Origin of the sequence: Glycomyces albidus, assembly GCF_009451885.1 — a bacterium.
Lineage (GTDB): Bacteria > Actinomycetota > Actinomycetes > Mycobacteriales > Micromonosporaceae > Glycomyces > Glycomyces albidus.
Genome location: NZ_WIAO01000030.1, coordinates 46,410 through 66,545 on the forward strand (window position 1 = coordinate 46,410; position 20,136 = coordinate 66,545).

Consider the following 20,136-nt stretch of genomic DNA (forward strand, 5'->3'; position numbering starts at 1 on the left):
CGCTACCGGGCGGCCGCGAAGTCCAGGGCGCGGCGGGTGTCGCGGACGACCTGGTCCCGCTGGGCCTCGGAGAGGGGGCCGCGCGGCGGGCGGGTGGGGCCGCCGTAGCTGTGGCCGGCGATGTCCATCGAGAGCTTGATGGCCTGGACGAACTCGGTCTTGGAGTCCCAGCGGAACACCGGGACGAGGCCGCTGTAGAGGTGGCGCGCCTCCTCGATGCGGCCTTCCTGCACCAGGTCGTAGATCTCGACGGCTTCGCGCGGGAACGCGTTCGGGTAGCCGGCGAACCAGCCGGTGGCGCCGACGACGAGCGATTCGAACAGGAGGTCGTCGGCACCGGCGATCACGTCGATGCCGCAGCGCTCCTTGATCTCCAGGACGCGGCGGACGTCGGTGGAGAACTCCTTGATCGCGACGACGTTCTCGAGCTCGTAGAGTTCGGCGACGAGGTCGGGCACGAGATCCACTTTGGTGTCGATCGGGTTGTTGTACATCATGATCGGGAGCCCGACCTCGTTCACGCGGCGGTAGTGCTCGACGACCTCGCCGCGGTTGGCGCGGTAGAGGGTGGGCGGCAGGAGGAGCACGCCGTCGGCGCCGTCCTCCTTGGCGTACTCGGCCCACTGGACGGCCTGGTGCCAGCCCACACCGTGGACGCCCGCGACGACGAGACCGCGGTCGCCGACGGTCTCGACGGCGACCTGCACGACCCGGCGGCGCTCCTCGTCGGTGAGCGAGGAGTACTCGCCGAGCGACCCGTTCGGGCCGACACCCCTGCACCCGTTGCGGATCAGGAAGTCGCAGTGCTCGGCGAACCGGTCGTAGTCGACCGCGAGGCCGCCGGGCGCCTTCGGGTCCTCCTTGAACGCCAGGGTCGTGGCGACGATGACGCCGCCGAGGTCGAAGTGGCCGCGGCCGGAGGCGGCGCGATCGGAGGCGGCAGCCGGGGCGGCAGCACGTTCCGCGGAGGCGCGGTCGGAGCCGTCGCGCTCCGGAGAGGTGCGCTCACTGGTCGCGCGCTCACTCGCCGCGCGGTCGAAGTGCTCGTCAGACATGGGTGTCCTTCCAAGTGGTGGCGAGCCCGGCGAGGTCGCCGAGTCGGATGGGCGCGGCCAGGGGCCGCCGGTCGGTGGTGTCCTCGGCACGGGCGCTGCCCGCTCCGGTGAGGTCTTCTACGGTGCGCCCGCACATGCGGGCCTGGCAGATGCCGAGGCCCGCCCGCGTCGTGAGCTTCAGGGAGCGCAGCGAGGTCTGCCGTGTCGCCGCGGCCGCGTCGCGGAGGGGCCCGTAGGCGACCTCCTCGCAACGGCAGACGACGGTGTCGTCGCGAAGCCATGCCGTCCATCCCGGACGGATGCCGTGGGCGGCGTCGATGCGGCGGGCGAAGTCGGCGGTGGCGTCGCGGCGGCGCAGGTCGGCCCGGGAGGCGGGGCTCCCGGCGGCGCTGCGCCCGGCGATGCGGCCTTCGGCCAGCGCGGCGTCGACGCCGCCGATGCCGGTGATCTCCCCTGCGGCGTAGACGTTCGCGACGCTGGTGCGCTGGCGGTCGTCGACGGTGACGAACCGGTCCGGGCCGATCTCGCAGCCGGCGGCGATGGACAGCTCCAGGCGCGGCGTGAAGCCGTGGGAGACGCAGGCGGCGTCGGCGGTGACGGTCCGCTCGGTGCCCGGGACCGGTGTCCAGTCGGCGTCGAGGCGGGCGATGACGACCTCTTCGACACGGCCGTCGCCGCGGGCTTCGACCACGGCGCGGCCGAGGCGGTAGGGCACACGCCCGGCCAGGTGGTGAGCGGCGTATCCCGCGAGTTCGGCGCCTTTGTGCGCGGCGGCGAGCAGCCGCCACGGCCGGGGCAGCCACCCCTTCGCGAGCGCGGCGGGCCGAGCGGCCTCGAAGACGCCGAGTACGTCTGCGCCTGCGGCCGTGAGGGACTGGGCGACGGGCAGCAGGAACGGCCCGGCCCCGGCGACGACGACTCGGCGCCCGACGGCGATCCGCTCGCCCTTCGCGAGCGCTTGAGCCGCACCGGCGGTGAAGACACCGGGCAGGTGCCAGCCGGGGAACGGCAGGGTGCGGTCGTGGGCACCGGTCGCGAGGACGATCGCGTCGGCGGTGAAGGTGCGCGCCTCACGGCCGCCCGCGTCCGCGGGTCCGATGAGGGCATGGACGGCGACGGCGGTCCCCGCGTCGGTGTTGGATCCGGGGCCGCCAGGGTCTCCGTCACCGGCCGAGCCTCGTTCGAGGCGACCGATGAGGGTCCGGTCCGCGGTCCGCGACCGGCTCGTTTCCGCGGCCTGGTCTGGGTGTTCGGCTGTGCCATGAACCGATGTGCCACTACCGGACGTGCTGCGGACCGATGTGTCACAGACCGATTGGCGGTCACGATGATCGGAATCGAGGCCGGGACTGTCGCCTGACGCGGAGGCACTGTCCCTGCCGAGCTGAGCACGGTAGCCGGTGGTCTCGGGAGCGCCGCCGGTCTCGATCGCCCAGACCTGGGCTTCGGTGACGACCTCGATCGCATCGTCGGCGAGCCGCGCCTGGAGTCGTTCGAAGGCGGCCCAGCCGTGGTGAAGCCGGGCCTCGCGGCGGCTGGGGCGTTCGGGCGGCAGGTGGCGCCAGTACTGGCCGCCGAGGCCGTCGCCGGAGTCGAGGACGGTGACGCGGGCCCCGGCGTCACGAGCGGCGACGGCGGCGGCGAGCCCGGCGGGTCCGGCACCGATCACGAGGACGTGCTTCATGGCGACTCCGTCCGCGGCGCGTCGACCCGGGCCGCGCCCATTTCCCCGCGGCAGCGGCCCGCCGCGGGCCCATCAACCCCGGTCCCGACCGCTTCCCCACAGCGGCACCCCGCCGCGGACGCATCGGGCTCGGCCGCGACCGCTTCCTCGCGGCAGCGGTCCCCCGCGGGCTCGTCGTTCTGGGTCTCGATGACATCGCCTTCCTTGGCGCGGCGCATGCACAGGCGCACGTCGGATTCGCCATTCACAGTCGCGATGCAGTCGAAGCACACGCCGATGCCGCAGAACACGCCGCGGCGGCGGCCCGCGACCGTGGTGCGCCACTCGGTCCGGCCGTGCGCGAGGAGGATTCCGGCGATCGACTGGCCTTGCAGCCCTTCGATTCGCGTCCCGTTCACGGTGATGTGCAGCGGGGTCGGCGGCTCGGGCCGGATCGGGTCCGTCCGCCAGGGCACGATGCCGCTCATGCGGTGCCTCCCGTCCGGGCTTCGCTCGGCGGCTCGGGTTCGGGCCGAGACGCGGGCCGTCCGGTCCCGGGCGGCCGCGCCGACGGCTCGCTCCCCTGCCGCGCCTGCGCTGGCAGCGCGGTGCTCCTCGCCAAATGGGTCGCCAGGGACGGCCGTGAAGGCAGGAAGGGGGTCGGATCGAGCGGCGGCTCGGTGCCGGTGAGCTGGGCGCACAGCAGGTCGCCGGTCACGCCGGCGAGGCCGATGCCGGCGCCCTCGTGGCCGGTCGCGTACCAGAGGCCGGGGTGGCGGTGGTCCTCGCCGATGACCGGGAGGTGGTCGGGCACGTATGGGCGGAAGCCGCCGTAGGCGCGGATCACGGGGGTGCCTTCCAGGAACGGGAACAGGCGCAGCGCCCGCTGTGCGATCTGGGCGAGCACCTCGACGCGCAGCCGGTCGTCGAAGCCGATCTGCTGGCGGCTGGATCCGATGAGGACGGTCCCACCGGGAGTGGACTCCACGACGCTCGAGGTCTGGAGGTCGGCGTCGGACGACTGGGTCGCACCGAAGTAGTCGCCGTCGTAGACCTTGTGGAAGACGCGCTGGGTCATGCGGGCGGTCACGAGCACCATGCCGCGGCGGGGCCGGACGGGCAGGTCGGCGCCGACGACGCCGGCCACCGCGCCCGACCAGGGCCCGGCGGCGACCACGACCGCCGCCGTGCCGATGGTCGCCGAAGTCGTGTGGACGGCGGTGATCCGACCGCCGCGGCGCTCGACGCCGACGACCTCGTGGTTCGCAAGGACCTGCACCCCGGCTCGGCGTGCGGAGGCGAGGAGCGCCTCGGTCGCGACGACCGGTTGGAGCTGCGCGTCCTGCGGGTAATGGACGGCCGCGGTCACCGCCGGGTTCAGGTGGGGCTCGAGGGCGAGCGCTTCGGCCGCCGTCAGGTGTTCCACCTCGACCCCGGCCGCCGCCTGGCCGCGCGCGAACGCGCGCAGGGGCTCGGCCCCCTCCTCGGTGGTCGCGACGACGATGCCGCCCTTGCGGTCGTACTCGATGTCGGGGAACGCGCCGGACACAAGGTCGCCGAAGGATGCAGTGCCGCCGCGGGCCCCGGCGTGTCCGCACGCGAAGCCTTCGGGCACTTGGACGCCACCGCCACTCGCGCCCCGCGTCCGGGAGGCGCGGTCACCCGCCGCACTGTGCCGGGCGGGACCGCCGAGTTCGTCGGCGAGTGCCGCAGCGAGTCGCGGCCAATGCTCGGAGGCGAGCAGCGCCAGGTCGAGTTCGGGGCCGGGGGCCTTGTCGGAGACCAGGAGGTTGCCTTCGCCGCGGGCGCTGGTCGCACTCGCGGGGGCGCCGCGGTCGACGACGATGACGCTCAGCCCGGCGCGGGCGAGCGCGCGTGCGCACGCGGCGCCGATGATCCCCGCGCCGATGACGACCACGTCTGCGTTCACATTCCCTCCTTCGCTCTGGTCCGGCCGGACCGCCGGGTCCGCCGGTCCGATCAGTGCGGTGCGGGCGCCGGGTGCCGGCGTACCGGGGTCAGGTGTCGGTCATCGCCGTTCTCCTCCTCGGTCCCGGACCAGGTCGCGCAGGCGGGTGAGGACCCGGCCCGATCCGATGCCGTCGTGTTCGAATTCGTTGGTCACCCATGCCTGGGAGTTGCCGACCCCTTTGAGGGTGTCGAGCTGCAGTCCGGCGTCGACGAACATGTCGTCGAAGTAGACGGCGGCCGCGACCGGGACCTCGTTGGCGGCCAGGCGCTCCGCGTCGAGGATCGGGCTCCATTCACGGCGTTCGGCGAGGGCGTGGACGGCGGGCGCGAAGCCGCGCAGCAGCCGGACCTCCTCGAACATCCACGGGAAGGCCATCTCGCCGGTGAACGGGAGCGGGCGCCGGTCCTCGCCGAACTCCGGGCGGCGGTCACGTTCGCGCTGGGCCGCCCAGGCGGTGGGGCCGTTGGGGCCGTCGCCGTAGATGGACTCCTGGAGGGTCCAGAACAGCGGGTTCGCGGCGGAGGAGGTGCGGGCGAGGACGTCGGCGAGGAAGCCCTCGGAGAGGCGGTCGCCGGTGATGAAGGCGTGCTCGACCAGCCAGTGCATGCGCTCGAAGCCGGGTTTCATGCCGAAGTCGATGCCGAGGGTCTGGAAGCGGCGGACGGTGAGGACGTCGCCGTCGGGCAGGTGCACGGGTCCGGCCGCGAGCCGGTCGGCGATCGCGGCGACGCGGTCGGCGTCCTGGGGGTAGCGCCGGTAGTACTCGGCGGTCTTGGCCGCGACGCGGTCGAAGGTGCGCCGGTAGACCTCGTCGGCGCTCATCGGGTTGCCGGGGACGCCGCCGCAGACGTAGGCGGCGCTGAGCGCTTCGGGGGCGTGCGAGAGGTAGGCGAGGGTGAGCCAGCCGCCGTAGCTCTGCGCGAGCGTCGTCCACTTCTGGCCTTTGTAGACGGTGGCGCGGACGTGCTCGAGGTCGCGGACGATCGAGTCGGCGCGGAAGCACGCGAGGTAGTCCGCGCCGGCCTCGGCGTCGCCGGTCGCGGCCACGGTCTGCGCGTCGATCGGGGTGCTGCGGCCGGTGCCGCGCTGGTCGACCAGGACGACCCGGTAGTGCTCGAGGGCCTCCTCGATCCAGCCGTCGGCCTTAAGCGGGCGCGGGTTGGCGCCGCCGGGGCCGCCTTGCAGGTAGGTCAGCAGCGGCAGGTCGTCGCCGCGGCGGTCGGGGTCGACGAGTTCGCGCACGAACACCTCGATGTCGCCGCGGGCGGGGTCGCTCCAGTCCAGCGGGACGCGCACGGTGCGTTCGCCGACCCGCATGCCGGGCATCGAGTACTCGATCGTGGCCTCGTTCATCGCGCGGTCTCCTGTCGTTCTCGGCGGGCCCGCTCGTTGCGGCGCCTCGCGGCGTCCCATTCTGGCCGAGGGCGCGCGACCGCGGCGAGGAGCTTGCGCGTGCACGGGTCCTGCGGGTTCCCGAAGTCTCGCCGAAGCACTGGGGGTGCGTTCACAGTAATATATCACATATTACTGTGACAGGGGCCTGAGATTCGGCGGGCGAAACGGCCAGCGACCGGCGCCGACGTCCGTGAGCGATGAATTCGGCGTCTCCGGGCCGTCATAGTGGAAGAGACGGCCGTGAAGAGCGCCGGACCTGTTGAGAGGACTGCTTCCGTGACGACCGAAACGCCCCCGCACTCCCCGTCGCCGGGGCGGACCGTCCCCGGGAACGGCTTCCGGACCTTCCTCCACGTCCTGGTGAACACCGCGGTCGCGAACGTGACGACCAGCTTCCTGTGGTTCGCGCTGACGTTCTGGATCTACGTCGAGACGCGCAACGTGATCGCCACCGGCGTCATCGGCGCGTCGTACATGCTCTTCCTGTCGCTGTTCGGCATGTTCTTCGGGACGCTCGTCGACCGGTTCCGCAAGAAGGCCGTCATGGTGTGGGCCACGGTCGCGGCGCTCGGGGTATTCGTGCTCGACGCGGCGTTCTTCTTCGCGGTCGGCGAGGAGCGGATCCGCGACCTCAGCGCGCCCTGGTTCTGGATCTTCGCCGTGGTCATGCTCGCCGGAGCGGTCGTGGAGCAGCTCCGGAGCATCGCGCTGTCGACCACGGTCACGCTGCTGGTCCCCCAAGAGCGCCACGCCAACGCCAATGGGATGGTCGGCACCGTCCAAGGCGTCGCGATGCTGGTGACGAGCGTGCTCAGCGGCCTCTCGGTCGGATTCCTCGGCATGGGGTGGACGCTCGTGATCGGCGTGGCCGCCCTCGCGCTGACGCTCCTGCACCTCGTGCCGCTGCGCATCCCCGAGGAGCGGGCCGAGCGGACCGGCCCGGTCGAGGCGTGGGTCGACGTCCGCGGCGGCTGGCTCGCCGTGCGCGCCGTCCCCGGCCTGCTCGCACTGGTGCTGTTCACCTCGCTCAACAACCTGTTCGGCGGCGTCGCCATGGCCGTCATGGACCCGTACGGCATCGACATGTTCGGCGTCGAGGGCTGGGGCTTCTGGTTCGCCGTCGCCTCGACCGGGTTCATCGCCGGCGGCGCGGTCGTCGCCAAGAAGGGCGTCGGGAAGAACCCGATCCGCACGATCCTCATCGTCGTGATCGTCCTCGGCGCGGCGGGCGCGGTCTCCACCATCCGCGAGTGGGCCTGGCTCTACATCGCCGGCGTGTGGCTGTTCATGGCGCTGATCCCGGCGGCCGAAGCCGCCGAGCAGACCGTCATCCAGCGGGTCGTGCCCTACGAGAAGCAGGGCCGCGTGTTCGGTTTCGCGATGACGTTCGAGGCCGCCGCCGCGCCGATCACCGCACTCGTCATCGCGCCGCTCGCCGAACTGCTGGTCATCCCGTACATGAGGACCGATGCCGGTCAGCGGCAATGGGAGTGGCTGCTCGGCACCGGCGAGAGCCGCGGCATCGCCCTGCTGCTGCTCCTCGGCGGCGTCTGCACCGCGGCGCTCGCCTGCGCCGCCCTCCTCGCCCCGCAGTACCGCCGGCTCAGCGAGCGCTACCGCGCCGCGGCGGCCGAGGAGACCGGGGCCGGCACCGAGACCCGCGAGCACGCCGCGGTCTGAGACACCGAGACCCCCTGCGGGCCTGTCCTGTGACCAGGGCAGGCTCTGCCCGTCTCCGCCGCGGCCGCCGGAGTCAGTCCTCGACCATGCCGTCGACTATGCCGTCGATCGTGCCCTCGACCATGCGCTCGAGGGCCGCGGCGGTGCGGGCGACGGTCGGGTCCTCGTCGCGGGCCGCGCGGCGCAGCAGGTCCAGGGCCGCGGCGGGCGGCAGTTCGGGGAGGGCCTGGACCAGGCGCAACCGGGCCGCCGGGTCGTCGGCGGCGAGCTCGTCGGCGAGGGCGCTCGCGATGCGGTCCGACCGCTCGGGGTCGCGGGCGAGCGAGCCCAGGACTTCGGCCGCGTCGACGTCGTTCACGCCCTCGACGATCATGGCGACGAGGACCGGCACCGCCTCGGGCCGGCCGCGGGAGCCCAGCGCCAGGGCGGCGTGCCGCCGGACGGTCGCGTCCGGGTCCCCGAGGGCGGCGGCGAGGGCCGCCTCGCCGTCCGGGATCTCGGCCAGCGCCATGGCCGCCCGGCGGCGGACGGCGACGTCGTCCGAGTCCAGCCCGGCCGCGAGGCTCGCGGCGGCGTCGTGGTCGGCCCGGGCGAGCGCCCACCGCAGGGCCCCGGCGACGTTCAGGTCGGACTCGGACAGGAGCGCCTCGGCGAGCGCCGGCGCGGGCACCTCGGCCGCCGGGGCGAGCACGGCCTGCTGGCGCCGGGCGGCGTCGGGCGAGCCGAGCCCGTGGAGGAGTTCCACGATGCGCAGGACCGCTTCCCATCCGGCGGGCTCGGAGGAGTCGACCGCTTTGAGCCGTTTGAGGAGTTCGCGCTCGCGGTCGAGGCGGCGCTCGGTCTCCCGGATGAGGTCGCCGATGAGCGCGGACGGCGCGAAGTCCGGGTCGTCGAGGACGCGGCCGATCTGGCGCAGTGACAGTCCGAGGGTGCGCAGGCTCTCGACGTGGAAGATCCGGCGGATGTCCTCGCCGGAGTACTCCCGGTAGCCGCCCACGGTGCGGCCGGTGGGCCGCACGAGTCCGAGCGAGTCGTAGTGCCTGAGCATCCTGGTGCTGACGCCGGACCGGCGCGCGACCTCACCGATGAGCATCGGGTTCCTTCCCGCCGAGTGCGAACGCGCGCCTGGCGGCGTCCAGGTTGAGTTCGAAGGCGGCGTCGGGGTCGCGCAGGAGCCGCTCGGTGGCGGCGGCGTGGGCGGCGGCGACGGGGTCGTCGCCCTCCATCGCGGCCCTGAGCACCGGTTCGACGGGCTCGCCGAGGGCGATGAGCGCCCGGCTGAGGCTGACCTGCACTTCCCGGTCGCCGCGCCCGAACTGGGTCGCGAGCGCGGCGGCCAGGTCCCGTTCCGCCTCCTCGGGCACGAGCACGACGGCGGCGCGCCAGGCGGCCCGGGCGACCTCGTCATCGGGGTCGCGCAGGAGCTCCGGCGTGATCGCGGTCCAGGTGCTCGGCTCGCCGATCTTCGACAGCGTGTGCAGCGCCTGGCTCCGGGCCTGGTCGTTCGCCGATTCGAGTTCGTCGAGCAGCTTCGGCACGGTCGTCTCGGCGGGGAACCGCGTCAGCGCCCACGTGAGCATGTCCCGGACGTAGAAGTCCGGTTCGACCCCGCACCGCGCGATGAGCGCGTCGACCAGGGCGAGGTCGGCCTCGGTCCCGGCCGCCATCGCGGCCTTGAGCCGCACCGACGACTCCCGCGCGCCGAGCGCCCCGACCAGACCGGTGACCTGCGATTCCATTCGTGCCCTGTTCATGTGAAGCACCTCCGACACCCAAGGAAACACCTTGTCACCGTGTCAATGTCAAGCGTTCGCCGGATCGGGTCCGCGCCGCCGCTTCGCGGGCAGTTCGTGTCGGGGCGCCCGGCCCCGGAGATCGGGTGCGCCGGCACGACGTCGGCGGGAAGCGGCGTGGAGGTGCGACGGCTCGGGCGGGCCGGTGGAGCCGTCGCTTCCCCGGCCGCGGTCAGCGGGCCAGGAGCGAGCGGAGCGCGCCGGTGATCTCGCCGGGGGCCTCCTCGGCCATGAAGTGGCCGGCGGCGGTGAGGCGGTGGTCGAGGTCGCCGGCCCAGGCGCCCCAGACGGCGGCGGCGTCGTAGCCGAGGGCCGCGCCCCAGTCCTGCTGGACGACGGTGACCGGCATGGTCAGCTTCGCGCCGGCGGCGCGGTCGGCCCGGTCGTGGTCGGCGTCGACGCCGGCCGAGGCGCGGTAGTCGGCGACGATCGAGGGGACCGCGGCGGCGGAGGCGCGCAGGTACTCGGCCCGGACGGGGGCGGGGATCGCGGCCGGGTCGCGGGTCCACACGTCGAGGAAGTGGCCGAAGAACGCGTCGGCCGAGGCGGCGATCATCCGCTCGGGGAGGCCGGGCGGCTGGGCCATGAGGTAGAGGTGGAAGGCGACGGCGGCGTCGGCGCCGTGCAGGACGTCCCACATGTCCGAGGTGGGCACGACGTCGAGGATCGCCAGGCGGGAGACGGTGTCGGGGTGGTCGAGGCCGGCGCGGAAGGCGACGAGGGCGCCGCGGTCGTGGCCGGCGAGCGCGAACCGGTCGTGGCCGAGTGCGCGGGCGAGGGCGACGACGTCGGCGGCCATCGTGCGTTTGCTGTAGGTGTCGGGGCCGGTTTCGGCGGGCTTGTCGCTGGCGCCGTAGCCGCGAAGGTCGGGGCAGATGACGGTGTGGTCGGCGGAGAGGTCAGCGGCGACGTGGCGCCACATGAGGTGGGTCTGCGGGAATCCGTGCAGGAGCACGATCGGGCTGCCGGTGCCGCCGACGGCCGCGTTGAGCGACACGCCGTCGGCGACGGGGACGCGGTGGTACTCGAATCCGGGAATGGTCATGGTGTTCTCCTTCGTGTGCGGTGCATCGAGCGTCTCCGGCGCCGATGAGCGTTCGATGAGCGGTACGTTGGCGGCGGGAAGGCGGGAGGCGCGGTGCAGGTCGGATTCGGGGTGCTCGGGCCGGTGGCCGCGTGGGACGGCGAGGGCCGGGCCCTGGCGTTGAAGGGGGCGCGGCACCGGTCGGTGCTGGCGCGGCTCATCGCGGCGCGCGGCCGCACGGTCTCGGTGGACCGGCTGGTCGAGGACGTGTGGGAGGTGCCGCCGGAGGGGGCGGTGGGTGCGGTGCGGACGTTCGTGGCCGCGCTGCGCCGGGCGATCGAGCCGGACCGGGCGCCGCGGAGTCCGGCGCGGGTCCTGGTGACGGACGGGCGCGGGTACGCGCTGCGGGCGGCGCCGGACGCGGTGGACGCGTGGCGGTTCGAGGCCGCGGTGGCCGGGTCCGCCGGGGCGGCGCCGCGTGCGGTGTTCGATGCGCTCGATGCGGCGCTGGGCTGGTGGCGGGGCGGCGCGTACGCGGACTTGGACGAGCGGCCGTGGGTGCTGGCCGAGCGGCGGCGGCTGGAGGAGCTGCGGCTCGACGCGGTGGAGCGCCGGGCCGGGGCGCTGGTGGCGCTCGGCCGGCCCGGGGAGGCGGTCGCGGGCCTGGACGGGCATGTGCGGGCGCATCCGTGGCGGGAGGAGGCGTGGCGGCTGCTGGCGGTGGCGCTCCAGCGCGGCGGGCGGCAGGCGGAGGCGCTGGCGGTGGTGCGCCGCGGCGGTGCCGTGCTGCGTGATCAGCTCGGGCTCGATCCTGGTGCGCGCCTTCGGGATCTGGAGTTGGAGCTGCTGCGCGGGGAGGAGGCCGGCAGGGATCGGCACGAGACGGTGTGGGTGCGGGCGGCGGCGTCGTTGGGAGGGTCGGCGGGTGCGGGGGCGGTGCTCGATTCGACCGTGGGCCTGCTGCGGACGCTGGCGGTGACGGGCCCGGGCGGGCTGGAGGCGGCCGGGGCGCAGCGGTTGGAGGCGATCGAGGCCGCGGAGGAGCTGGGCGACCCGGCGTTGACCGCGCGGGTGATCGGCGCGTACGACGTCCCCGCGGTGTGGACGCGTTCGGACGATCCGGCGCGGGCGGCGCGGATCGTCGCGGCCGCGGAGCGGACACTGGCCGCGCTCGGGGATTCGGCGTCGGCGGTGACGCGGGCGCGGCTGCTGGCGGCGGTCGCGGTGGAGTCGCGCGGGACCGGCGGCGCGCGGGCGCGGGCGGCGGCGCTGGAGGCGGAGCGGATCGCCCGCGGGCTGGGTGACCCGGCGCTGCTGGCGTTCGCGCTCAACGGGGTGTTCATGCAGTCGTGCCACCGGGCCGGGTTGGCGCCGGAGCGGGATGCGATCGGCGCCGAGCTGGTCGATCTCGCGGGCCGCAATGATCTGGCGTCGTACGAGGTGCTGGGCCGCCTGGTCAGGATGCAGGCGAGGGGCGCGCTCGGGGACTTCGCCGGTGCCGACGAGCACGCCGCCGCGGCCGAGGCGCTGGCCGACCGCCACGAGCGGCCGCTGGCGCGGGTGTTCACCTCCTGGTACGCGGCGATGCGGGCCACCGCGCTCGGCGGCCGGGCCGAGGCGGAGCGGGCCTACGGGTTCGCGGCCGAGCGGCTCGCCGGGGCCGGGATGCCCGGGGTCGAGCGGGGCCTGGAGCCGCTGGCGCTGCTGTGCGCGAACATCCACTATGGTGAGCCGTTCGAGGCGGTGCATGGGGCCGACTGGGGTCCGTACCGGCCGTGGGTCGAGCCGCTGCTGGCATTGGCGCGCGATGACCGGGACGGGGCCGCAGCGGCGCTCGCGCGGACGCCCGAGCCGCCGCCGGACCTCATGTTCGAGGCACTGTGGACGCTGACCGCGCGGGCGGGGATCGCCTTGCGGGACCGGTCGGTGCTGGAGCGGGCGCTGGCCGCGCTCACGCCGGCCGCGGCCGAACTGGCCGGGGCCGGATCGGGCATGCTGACGGCCGGACCGGTGGCGCGGCACCTCGCCGACATGGGAGCGGTGATCAGCGCCACATGACCAGGTCAGGCCAGGAAAGCCACCACAGTGGATCGACTCGGCCGCGAAACATACCCGCGAGTAACACTTCGGCCGATCCGGCAGAAGCCGCACGCATAATGCGAGATCTATTGAATCCCTTCGTTTCCAGGCAATAGACTCCGGTTCATGCAATCCTCACCCCGCACGGTCGCCGTCGGCGTCGACCTCGGCTCGGCGACCACGACAGTGTCGACCCGCCGCGACGGCGGGTCTGAGCCACCGGACGTGCGCCAGAGCGCCACCGCCCTCTCGGACGGCACCGGTACGCGCCACTCGGACGAGCCGGCCCTCATCGGGCTCGCCGTGCCGGCCACCTGGAGCCCGACCCGGCGCCGCGCCCACGCCGAAGCGGCCGCGAACGCCGGCTTCGACGCGTCGTTCCTGGTGTCCGAGCCCGAGGCCGCCGCCCGGCACTTCGCCGCGGTGCAGGGGCACCGGCTCGACCCGGGCGCGCCGCTGGTCGTCTGCAATCTCGGCGCCGGCTCGTGCCACGTGGCGGTGGTCCGCCGGGAAGGCGAGCGGTACCAGATCGAGGCGGCGACGACCGCCGACGACATCGGCGGGCGCGCGTTCGACCGGCTCCTGCTCGGCCACCTGTCCGAGCGGCTGCGCCGCACGGACGCCGAATACCTTGCGCGCGTGCAGAACCCGGGCGAGACCGCGCTGTGCGCGGGCGCGCTCGACGCGGTGCGGCGCGCTCGCGAGCGCCTGTCCGAGCACCATTCCGCGACGGTCGCGCTCCCCGGGCTCGACCGCGAACTGCGCCTGACCCGCGAGGACGCCGACCACTGCCTGACTCCGGCGGTCCTGCGGACCGTGAGCCTCATCGAGGACGCGATGCGGGAGGCGGGGGTCGAGACCGGCCAGGTCGCGGCGCTGCTGCTGGTCGGCGGGGCGAGCCGCACGCCGCTCGTCGCCGACGTGCTGCGGCACCACTTCGGGGTCGAGCTCGTCCGGCCCGACCTGCCGGACCTGGTGATCGCCGAGGGCGCGGCGCTCGCGGGCCTCGCGCGGATCGGCGGCGACGGCCGGTCGGCGACCCCGGCGGCGGTCGGGCTCGCCCGGATGCGCACCAGCCCTGAAGTGCTCGTGACGATCCTGGTCGTCGTCATCGCCGTCCTGTCGTTCGCCGGCGTCGCCCTCCTCAACCGCGGCGGCCCGGAGGTCCAGGGCCTCGACGCCGCCACCGAGACGCCGACGCTGCCCGGCGGGACCGGCGCCTCCGAAGCCGCCGAGCCGAGCGGTGAAGGGACCCGGGAGGAGTCGGGGGGCGAGCCGGCCCCGGCGGACTCGTCGGACCCGGAGGCGGCCGAGGACGCCACGGCCGCGGCGGAGTCCGATGCGCCACTGAACGAGTCGCCGTCGAGCCTCGACCCCACGACCGGAGCGGCGAGCCCGGTCGGCCAGGCCGACGCGACCGTGCCGGACGTCGTGGGCGAATCCCTCGCGGACGCCGAGCGGATCCTCGCGGAAGCCGGATTCACCGCCGTCGCGTCCGAAGGCGTGCGCCGCACCGGCAACGGGAGCGACCACTGCGACGTCACCGCGCAGTCCCCTGAGAGCGGCACCGAGCAGTCCCCCGACGACACGGTGACCCTCACCTACACGTACGTCGGCACCGACAACTGCTGACCGACTGCTGACGCCGGTGCGCCCGCGGGCGCGGTGCGACGGCACGGCGACGCCGCCCGGTCCCCGGCCCCGCGAAAGCGGGGAGCCGGCGTCCGGGCGGCGCGCGTTCGGGCGGCTACTTGCCGCTCCACCACCAGAGCTGGGTCATCTGCTCCACGTAGTACTGGACGATGTACCCGCCCGCCACGGCGTGGTCGCCCTCTTCGACCCAGTTGAAGTTGCAGTGGACCCAGGTGCCGTAGCCCTTGTTGTTCGCGCACCAGCGGTGGGCGACGCCGTTCTCGGAGTAGACGATGGCCGCCGCGCCGTAGCCGTCGGCGTCGCCGTCCCTGACGTAGACGTGGTCGCCGCTGTAGTCGACGCAGACCTGCGTCTTCCCATAGGTGGCGCTCGTCGTCATGCACTCCCCCTGCGGGAGTCCGACCTGCGCGCCGAACGCGCAGATGACCCGGTCGAGCTCGCAGTCCGCGTAGAACTGGGGCTCGGCCATGGCCGGCGACGGCATGGCGAACACGGCGACCAGGGCGGCCGCGAAGAGCGTCGCGACCCGGGCGGCGGCGCGGTCGAGCCTGCGCCGCAGCCGATCAGTGAGTGCCTGCACGGGATTCCCCTTCCTGTTCACACGCATGAGTGCATGGTGGAGAACGCCGCCGCCTCGGCCTGGGCGGCGGTGTCCGGCTGCGCGTCCTCCAGGGCGCTGACGATCGCCGCGGCGCCCTCGCCCGCGAGGAGCTCTTCGACGCCCTGGTCGGGCATCTCCTCCGCCGCTGCGGCGAACGCGCCGGCGTCCGCCACGGCCCCTTCGGATTCGCCGTTGCCGAGGATGCCGTCGTCGAAGGGGATCTCCGAGCCCTCGCCGAGGCCGCGCCACTGCGCCGGGAGGAAGTCGCCGTCGTCGGTGCAGACGGCCGCTTCCCAGCGGATGGCCATGACGTACTCGTGGCCGAGCTCGACGCGGGGGAAGCCGTGCAGCGCCATCGGGACGGCGTTCTCGGTGTCGCCTTCGGAGAAGTGCCAGCCGAGGGCCGAGTAGTTCCAGGTCGCGGGGGCCGCCTTCGGGGCGCCCTCCCGCGACCACAGCACCTCCTCGATCGAGAGCGTCACCGTGCGGCCGATGATGCCCTCGCCGCGTTCGAGTTCCTCCGCGTCCGGCGAGATGACCTGCTCGGACACGGCCTCGACCACGACGACGTGGTCGGCGTAGGTGACCCAGTCACTCGCCGTGATGCTCGGCAGGTAGTCGGCGCCGTGGCCCATCAGCATCTCGGGCTGGGACGCCGCCGGCTCCTCGGTCGCGGGAGCGGCGAGGGCCGCGACGGCGATACCGGTGACCGAGGCGGTCGCGATGACGGCGGCCGCCGCTGCGATACGGGTGCGTGTGCGCATGGTTCCTCCTCAGTAGGTGCCGTTGATGTTGTCGATGTTGTTGTCCTGGAGGCCCTCGCCGTCGCTGACGGGGGTCTCCATGCACCCGAGGCGCTCGTCGGTCCGGCTCGTCAGCGGCGACGCCTGGTCGCCGTGGGTCAGACCTACGGCATGGCCCGTCTCGTGGCAGATGAGCCCCTGGGCGTAGTGGCCGCCGCCGAGGATGCGGATGTACTGCTGGTCGCAGCGCAGGTGGTCGGCGGCGTCGTTGCAGAAGGTGACGCCGCTGGAGCCCGAGGGGACGCCGATCCCGCTCTCCTCGTAGACGATGTCGGTCTCGGCGCTGCCGGAGAACGAGGGCGTGGAGTCGAGGCTGACCGAGAGGTCGGTCGGCTCGAACGTGTTCTCCATGGTGTAGGTGACGCGGTTGCGGTCCACGGTCTCGAGCATGTTGGTGCCGCCGCTGTCCATGTAGTACGTCAAGGTGGCGTTGTCGGTCTGGCAGGAGAGGTACCCGTTGGGGCTGCTGCCCTCGTCCACGCAGGCCAGGTTCGCGTACGGCGTGGGGTACATGTTGTCGGTGAACGCCGCCCAGGCGACGCCCGCCGTGACCGCGACCGTCGTGAAGGCGACCACGGACAGGCATATCGCCCTGAGGCTCAACCGCTTCGCTGAGGATTTCGACATAGGGGTCTTCCCTTCCGGCCGATCAGTGTGGGGGATGCGGCCTCGGCCAGCGTAGGGAGCGGGCCGTACAAGGGGCGCATACGAAGCGCATACGCCGCGGCGTCACGCGGGCGAATCCCGTGGTCGCGGACGGTACTGCCCACAGTGCACCGTTGGCCTCCCTGTCCATTCCTGTTAACCTGTGCGCCATGCGCTTCAGGGTGCTGGGCCCGCTTCAGGCGGAGTCGGACGGGCGCCGGCTGCGGCTCGGCGGTCCGCGCCAGCGCGCGGTCCTCGCGGCACTGCTCAGCAGCCCCGGCAAGGCGCTCAGCCGCTCCCGCCTGATCGAACTGGTCTGGGACGAGCCGACCCCGTCCGCCGAGGCCAACCTGCGCTCCTTCATCTGGAAGCTGCGCAACGTCCTGGCCGAAGCCGGCGACGACGGCCCGCGCATCCTGCACGACCAGGGGTTCCGGCTCCGGGTCGAGCCCGGGGAGCTCGACCTGTGGGACTTCGACCACCGGGTGGAGCTGGCCCGCCGGGCCCGCGGCGAGGGCCGCACCGCCGACGCCGCCGCGGCCTTCGGGCGCGCGCTCGAGCTGGTGCGCGGCGAGCCGTTCCAGGACATCGAAGCGGGGAGCCGGTTCGACTGGGTGCGGGCCGCGCTCCAAGAGCGCCTCGACCAGGTCGCCGAGGAGCACATCGACCTGAGCATGGACCTCGGAGCCCACGCCGGCCTGGTGGCCGAGCTGCGCGACCGGCTCGCGCGCCAGCCCCTGCGGGAGCACCTCGCCGCGCAGCTCATGCTCGCGCTCGCGCGGTCGGGCAGGCGCGGCGAGGCGCTGGCGGTCTACCGTCAGACGCGGTCGGTCCTGGTCGAGGCGCTGGGCGCCGAGCCGGACCGCGAACTCCAGGAGGTCCACCACCGGGTCCTGAACGGCCGCATCGGTTCCGTTGCCGCCTCCCCCGCCCGCCCGGCGCCGCCCGCCGCACCGGTCGACCTGCTGCCGTTCGACCTGCGCGTCTTCGCCGGGAGGGAACGGGAACTGAAGCTGCTCTCGACCATCGCGGATGCGGAGTCGGCGCGGATCGCCGTGGTCTCCGGGAGCGCGGGCATGGGCAAGACCGCCGTCGCGGTCCACTGGGCGCACCGGGCCGCGGCCGACTTCCCGGACGGGCGCCTCTACGCCGACCTGCGGGGCTTCGGCCCCGACGAGAGCGCCGCGGATCCCGGGGAGGTGCTGCGCTCGTTCATCGAGGCGCTCGGCGACGCCCCGGCCGCCGTCCCGGTCGGCACCGAGGAGCGGGCGGCCCGGTTCCGGAGGCTGGTGGCAGACAAGCGGATGCTGCTGGTCCTGGACAACGCGCGGGACCCGGCGCAGGTGCGCCCGCTGCTGCCCGGCGCAACCGGTTGCGCCGTCGTCGTGACCAGCCGCAACCGGCTCACCGGCCTGATCGCCTCGACCGGCGCGCTGGTCGTCCCGTTGGAGGCCATGTCCGAACCGCAGGCGCGGGCGGTCCTGGCCGGCCGGCTCGGAGGCGAGCGGCTCGCCGCCGATCACGATGCGGTGCAGCGCATCACGGACGCCTGCCGGGGCCTGCCGCTGGCGCTGTCCGTGGTCGCCGCGACCGCGGCCTCGCGCCCCGGCGACGGCCTCGCAGTCCTCGCCGACGAACTCGACGCCGCGACCCCGCTCGACGGCCTCGGCGCCGCCGACCCCGCCACTGATCCACGGACGCTGCTGCACTGGTCGTACCGCCAGCTCAGCCCCGAAGCGGCGCGCCTGCTCCCGCTGCTGGCCCTGCACCCGGGCCCCGACTGGGCCGCCCCGGCCGCCGCGAGCATGGCCGGCACCGGCCTCCATCCGACCCGGGCCGCCCTGGCCGAGCTGGTCGAGGCGAACCTGCTCCTGTGGACGCCCGAGCGCCGATACCGATTCCACGACCTCGTGCGCGCCTTCGCGACCGAACTCGCGGCGCAGGCGCCGGAGGAGCGCGACGCGGCCTCACTGCGGCTGCTCGACCACTACCTGCACACGGCCTACGCGGCCGAGCGCCTGCTCGATCCGGCGCGCAGCCCGATCAGACTGCCGCCCTTGCGGGACGGCGTCGTCCCCGAGCGGATCGCGGACGGCGAAGCGGCGATGCGCTGGTTCGCCGCCGAGGACGCCGTCCTGCTCGCCGCCGTCGACCATGCGGCCGCGATCGGTCGCGACGCCCACTGCTGGCGGCTCGCCTGGACCCTGCCCAACTACCTCAACCGGCGCGGCCGCTGGCACGAGCTCGCGCTGGTGAGCGGGCGGGCCCTGGACGCGGCGACCCGGGAGGGCGACACCGTCGCGCAGGCCCGCGCACTCCGCGACCTCGGGCAGACATGCTCCCGCCTGGAGCGGTTCGAGGCGGCGCATGCGCACTTGACACGCGCGCTCGCCCTGTCCCAGGACGACGGCGACGAGCGCGGCCAAGCCCACGCCCACCACCTCCTCGGACGCCTGTGGCGGCGGCAGCGGCGCCTCCCCGAAGCGCTCGACGCCACCCGCCGCGCCCACGCCCTGTTCCGTTCCGTCGGGGACCGGACCGGCCAGGCCCGAACGCTCCAGGCGATCGGCTTCCACCACCTCGTCATCGGCGAGTACGCCGCGGCACTCCCCTACTGCGAGCAAGCGATGGACCTCTTCCGGGCTCTCCGGGACCCGATCAGCGAATCCGCCGTGCGGGACGACATCGGCCTCATCCACCACCACCTCGGCGACCATCCCCGAGCCGTCGCCGAGTTCGAGCACGCGCTCGCCCGCTTCCGCGAACTCGGCTTCCGCCCCGGCGAAGCGGAAGTCCTCGGCCACCTCGGCGACGCGCACCACGCCGCCGGCGAAGACCAGGACGCTCGCCGCAACTGGGAAGCGTCCCTTGCGATCTACCAGGACCTCGACCAGCCCGCAGCCAAGGACATCCGAGCCCGCCTGGACCGGCTCGATGCTGACCTCTGAGGGACCTCGCACTGCGACGGTTCCCAAACGGGCACCGGCGATGAGCCTTCGTTGCTCACGGACCGCAGGAAAGCGGTTCGGGCGGACTCGGTGAGCGCGCCACGGGTGTCCCCTTCTTCATTGCGCCTGAACGGAAGTAGCGCGGAAGGGCTTGAGTCGGCCTCAAGCGGCAGCGATCGCCTCGATCTCGATCAGCCAGGCCGGGTCCCATATTCCGGTGATGATCACGGTCAGGGCAGGTTCGTGGCCGCCAAGGACCTCCCTGCGCACTGCGGAGTTGACCTCGGCATGCGCCCGATCCGAGAGAAAGGTGGTGACCTTGACCAGGTTCGACACGTCCATACCGGCTTCACGCAGTACGGCGGTCAGGTTGGACCACGCCAAGCGGCACTGGGCCTCGATGTCTTCGGGGACCCGCCCCTCGCGGTCCTGCGGGATCTGGCCGCTGACGAACAGCATCCGCTCGGCGCCGCGCACTTCGAGCCCGTTTACGTAGCCCCCGACCGCCTCGGGCACGGAGGACGGATTGATCGCTGAGATCTCCATGGAGGTGATCATGCCGTACTGAGGCGCTTGTGCGGTTACGAGTCAAACCCGTCGGATCCGTTGCAACACACCAAAAATGGCACTGGCTGCCAATGTTTCAGCGGAGCGGCCAGCCCGTCGTCGGCGCAAACACGAGTGAGGGGCGCTCCCGTTGAACTGGTCCCCGATTGTTGGACTGGTGTTTGAAGGCTAGGCCATGAGGGTCTGGGCCCGGTATGCAGCCGGGGTCAGGCCCTCAAGCCGTGTGTGGATGCGTTCGGTGTTGTACCAGCGGATGTA

17 protein-coding genes are annotated in these 20,136 nt (G+C 73.6%); 4 read left to right on the forward strand and 13 right to left on the reverse strand.

Annotated features, from left to right (window positions below; genetic code table 11):
* Nucleotides 1-2: 2 nt before the first annotated feature.
* From GFD30_RS20295 to GFD30_RS20320, 5 genes are all read right to left on the reverse strand, one after another.
* The gene (locus tag GFD30_RS20295; RefSeq protein WP_153027007.1) at nt 3-1,055 is read right to left on the reverse strand and encodes a dihydrodipicolinate synthase family protein; all 1,053 of its coding nucleotides are present in this window, start codon (nt 1,053-1,055) and stop codon (nt 3-5) included.
* Nucleotides 1,048-2,739, reverse strand: coding sequence for an FAD-dependent oxidoreductase (locus GFD30_RS20300; RefSeq protein ID WP_227996733.1), 1,692 nt, complete (start codon nt 2,737-2,739; stop codon nt 1,048-1,050). The genes GFD30_RS20295 and GFD30_RS20300 overlap by 8 nt, the downstream gene beginning before the upstream one ends.
* Nucleotides 2,736-3,206 carry a (2Fe-2S)-binding protein gene (locus GFD30_RS20310; protein WP_153027008.1) on the reverse strand — a complete coding sequence of 157 codons (471 nt, stop codon included), beginning with the start codon at nt 3,204-3,206 and terminating at the stop codon, nt 2,736-2,738. The genes GFD30_RS20300 and GFD30_RS20310 overlap by 4 nt, the downstream gene beginning before the upstream one ends.
* Nucleotides 3,203-4,648: an NAD(P)/FAD-dependent oxidoreductase gene (locus GFD30_RS20315; protein WP_322633451.1), complete on the reverse strand. Its 1,446-nt coding sequence runs from the start codon at nt 4,646-4,648 to the stop codon at nt 3,203-3,205. The genes GFD30_RS20310 and GFD30_RS20315 overlap by 4 nt, the downstream gene beginning before the upstream one ends.
* 99 nt (nt 4,649-4,747) lie before the next feature.
* Nucleotides 4,748-6,043, reverse strand: a complete 1,296-nt coding sequence (locus tag GFD30_RS20320; protein WP_227996734.1) for an alpha/beta fold hydrolase — start codon at nt 6,041-6,043, stop codon at nt 4,748-4,750.
* A 318-nt stretch (nt 6,044-6,361) separates the two neighbouring features.
* On the opposite strand from GFD30_RS20320, the gene GFD30_RS20325 reads away from it, so the two are divergent.
* Nucleotides 6,362-7,765, forward strand: a complete 1,404-nt coding sequence (locus GFD30_RS20325; protein ID WP_322633452.1) for an MFS transporter — start codon at nt 6,362-6,364, stop codon at nt 7,763-7,765.
* A 73-nt stretch (nt 7,766-7,838) separates the two neighbouring features.
* Here the strand turns inward: GFD30_RS20325 and GFD30_RS20330 are convergent, their stop codons facing one another.
* The 3 genes from GFD30_RS20330 to GFD30_RS20340 form a co-directional block, all read right to left on the reverse strand.
* Nucleotides 7,839-8,858 carry a HEAT repeat domain-containing protein gene (locus GFD30_RS20330; RefSeq protein WP_153027010.1) on the reverse strand — a complete coding sequence of 340 codons (1,020 nt, stop codon included), beginning with the start codon at nt 8,856-8,858 and terminating at the stop codon, nt 7,839-7,841.
* Nucleotides 8,845-9,519 (reverse strand): HEAT repeat domain-containing protein, encoded by a 675-nt coding sequence (locus tag GFD30_RS20335; protein WP_153027011.1) that lies wholly within the window; start codon nt 9,517-9,519, stop codon nt 8,845-8,847. The genes GFD30_RS20330 and GFD30_RS20335 overlap by 14 nt, the downstream gene beginning before the upstream one ends.
* Nucleotides 9,520-9,730: 211 nt before the next feature.
* Nucleotides 9,731-10,603, reverse strand: coding sequence for an alpha/beta hydrolase (locus tag GFD30_RS20340; protein WP_153027012.1), 873 nt, complete (start codon nt 10,601-10,603; stop codon nt 9,731-9,733).
* A 93-nt stretch (nt 10,604-10,696) separates the two neighbouring features.
* On the opposite strand from GFD30_RS20340, the gene GFD30_RS20345 reads away from it, so the two are divergent.
* Both GFD30_RS20345 and GFD30_RS20350 read left to right on the forward strand, forming a co-directional pair.
* Nucleotides 10,697-12,640 (forward strand): BTAD domain-containing putative transcriptional regulator, encoded by a 1,944-nt coding sequence (locus GFD30_RS20345; protein ID WP_407649120.1) that lies wholly within the window; start codon nt 10,697-10,699, stop codon nt 12,638-12,640.
* A gap of 147 nt (nt 12,641-12,787) precedes the next feature.
* Nucleotides 12,788-14,293, forward strand: a complete 1,506-nt coding sequence (locus GFD30_RS20350; RefSeq protein WP_153027013.1) for an Hsp70 family protein — start codon at nt 12,788-12,790, stop codon at nt 14,291-14,293.
* A 115-nt stretch (nt 14,294-14,408) separates the two neighbouring features.
* Here GFD30_RS20350 and GFD30_RS20355 read toward each other — a convergent pair whose 3' ends face one another.
* Genes GFD30_RS20355 through GFD30_RS20365 form a run of 3 tightly spaced genes read right to left on the reverse strand, consistent with a single transcriptional unit; the run spans nt 14,409 to nt 16,345 of the window.
* On the reverse strand, nt 14,409-14,894 hold the full coding sequence (locus tag GFD30_RS20355) for a hypothetical protein (RefSeq protein WP_153027014.1): 486 nt from the start codon (nt 14,892-14,894) through the stop codon (nt 14,409-14,411).
* 17 nt (nt 14,895-14,911) lie between these two features.
* Nucleotides 14,912-15,679, reverse strand: coding sequence for a hypothetical protein (locus GFD30_RS20360; protein WP_153027015.1), 768 nt, complete (start codon nt 15,677-15,679; stop codon nt 14,912-14,914).
* 9 nt (nt 15,680-15,688) lie between these two features.
* Entirely contained in the window at nt 15,689-16,345 is a 657-nt protein-coding gene (locus GFD30_RS20365; RefSeq protein ID WP_227996735.1) for a hypothetical protein, read from the reverse strand.
* A 188-nt stretch (nt 16,346-16,533) separates the two neighbouring features.
* Between GFD30_RS20365 and GFD30_RS20370 the strand changes: the two genes are divergently transcribed.
* Nucleotides 16,534-19,311: an AfsR/SARP family transcriptional regulator gene (locus tag GFD30_RS20370; protein WP_153027016.1), complete on the forward strand. Its 2,778-nt coding sequence runs from the start codon at nt 16,534-16,536 to the stop codon at nt 19,309-19,311.
* A 162-nt stretch (nt 19,312-19,473) separates the two neighbouring features.
* On the opposite strand, the gene GFD30_RS20375 is transcribed toward GFD30_RS20370, so the two are convergent.
* Both GFD30_RS20375 and GFD30_RS20380 read right to left on the reverse strand, forming a co-directional pair.
* A complete protein-coding gene (locus GFD30_RS20375) occupies nt 19,474-19,869 on the reverse strand; it encodes a RidA family protein (protein ID WP_153027017.1) in 396 nt (131 codons plus the stop codon).
* A gap of 177 nt (nt 19,870-20,046) precedes the next feature.
* Complete coding sequence (locus tag GFD30_RS20380) at nt 20,047-20,133, reverse strand: IS3 family transposase (protein ID WP_322633022.1); 87 nt, start codon at nt 20,131-20,133, stop codon at nt 20,047-20,049.
* Between the last annotated feature and the right edge of the window lie 3 nt (nt 20,134-20,136).

Excerpts from the sequence above, each read along its gene's own strand:
- GFD30_RS20350 (WP_153027013.1), top strand. The coding sequence starts at position 12,788 with ATGCAATCCTCACCCCGCACGGTCGCCGTCGGCGTCGACCTCGGCTCG.
- GFD30_RS20295 (WP_153027007.1), bottom strand. The coding sequence starts at position 1,055 with ATGTCTGACGAGCACTTCGACCGCGCGGCGAGTGAGCGCGCGACCAGT.
- GFD30_RS20365 (WP_227996735.1), bottom strand. The coding sequence starts at position 16,345 with ATGTCGAAATCCTCAGCGAAGCGGTTGAGCCTCAGGGCGATATGCCTG.
- GFD30_RS20320 (WP_227996734.1), bottom strand. The coding sequence starts at position 6,043 with ATGAACGAGGCCACGATCGAGTACTCGATGCCCGGCATGCGGGTCGGC.
- GFD30_RS20375 (WP_153027017.1), bottom strand. The coding sequence starts at position 19,869 with ATGATCACCTCCATGGAGATCTCAGCGATCAATCCGTCCTCCGTGCCC.
- GFD30_RS20330 (WP_153027010.1), bottom strand. The coding sequence starts at position 8,858 with ATGCTCATCGGTGAGGTCGCGCGCCGGTCCGGCGTCAGCACCAGGATG.
- GFD30_RS20300 (WP_227996733.1), bottom strand. The coding sequence starts at position 2,739 with ATGAAGCACGTCCTCGTGATCGGTGCCGGACCCGCCGGGCTCGCCGCC.
- GFD30_RS20340 (WP_153027012.1), bottom strand. The coding sequence starts at position 10,603 with ATGACCATTCCCGGATTCGAGTACCACCGCGTCCCCGTCGCCGACGGC.
- GFD30_RS20310 (WP_153027008.1), bottom strand. The coding sequence starts at position 3,206 with ATGAGCGGCATCGTGCCCTGGCGGACGGACCCGATCCGGCCCGAGCCG.
- GFD30_RS20360 (WP_153027015.1), bottom strand. The coding sequence starts at position 15,679 with ATGCGCACACGCACCCGTATCGCAGCGGCGGCCGCCGTCATCGCGACC.
- GFD30_RS20335 (WP_153027011.1), bottom strand. The coding sequence starts at position 9,519 with ATGAACAGGGCACGAATGGAATCGCAGGTCACCGGTCTGGTCGGGGCG.
- GFD30_RS20370 (WP_153027016.1), top strand. The coding sequence starts at position 16,534 with ATGCGCTTCAGGGTGCTGGGCCCGCTTCAGGCGGAGTCGGACGGGCGC.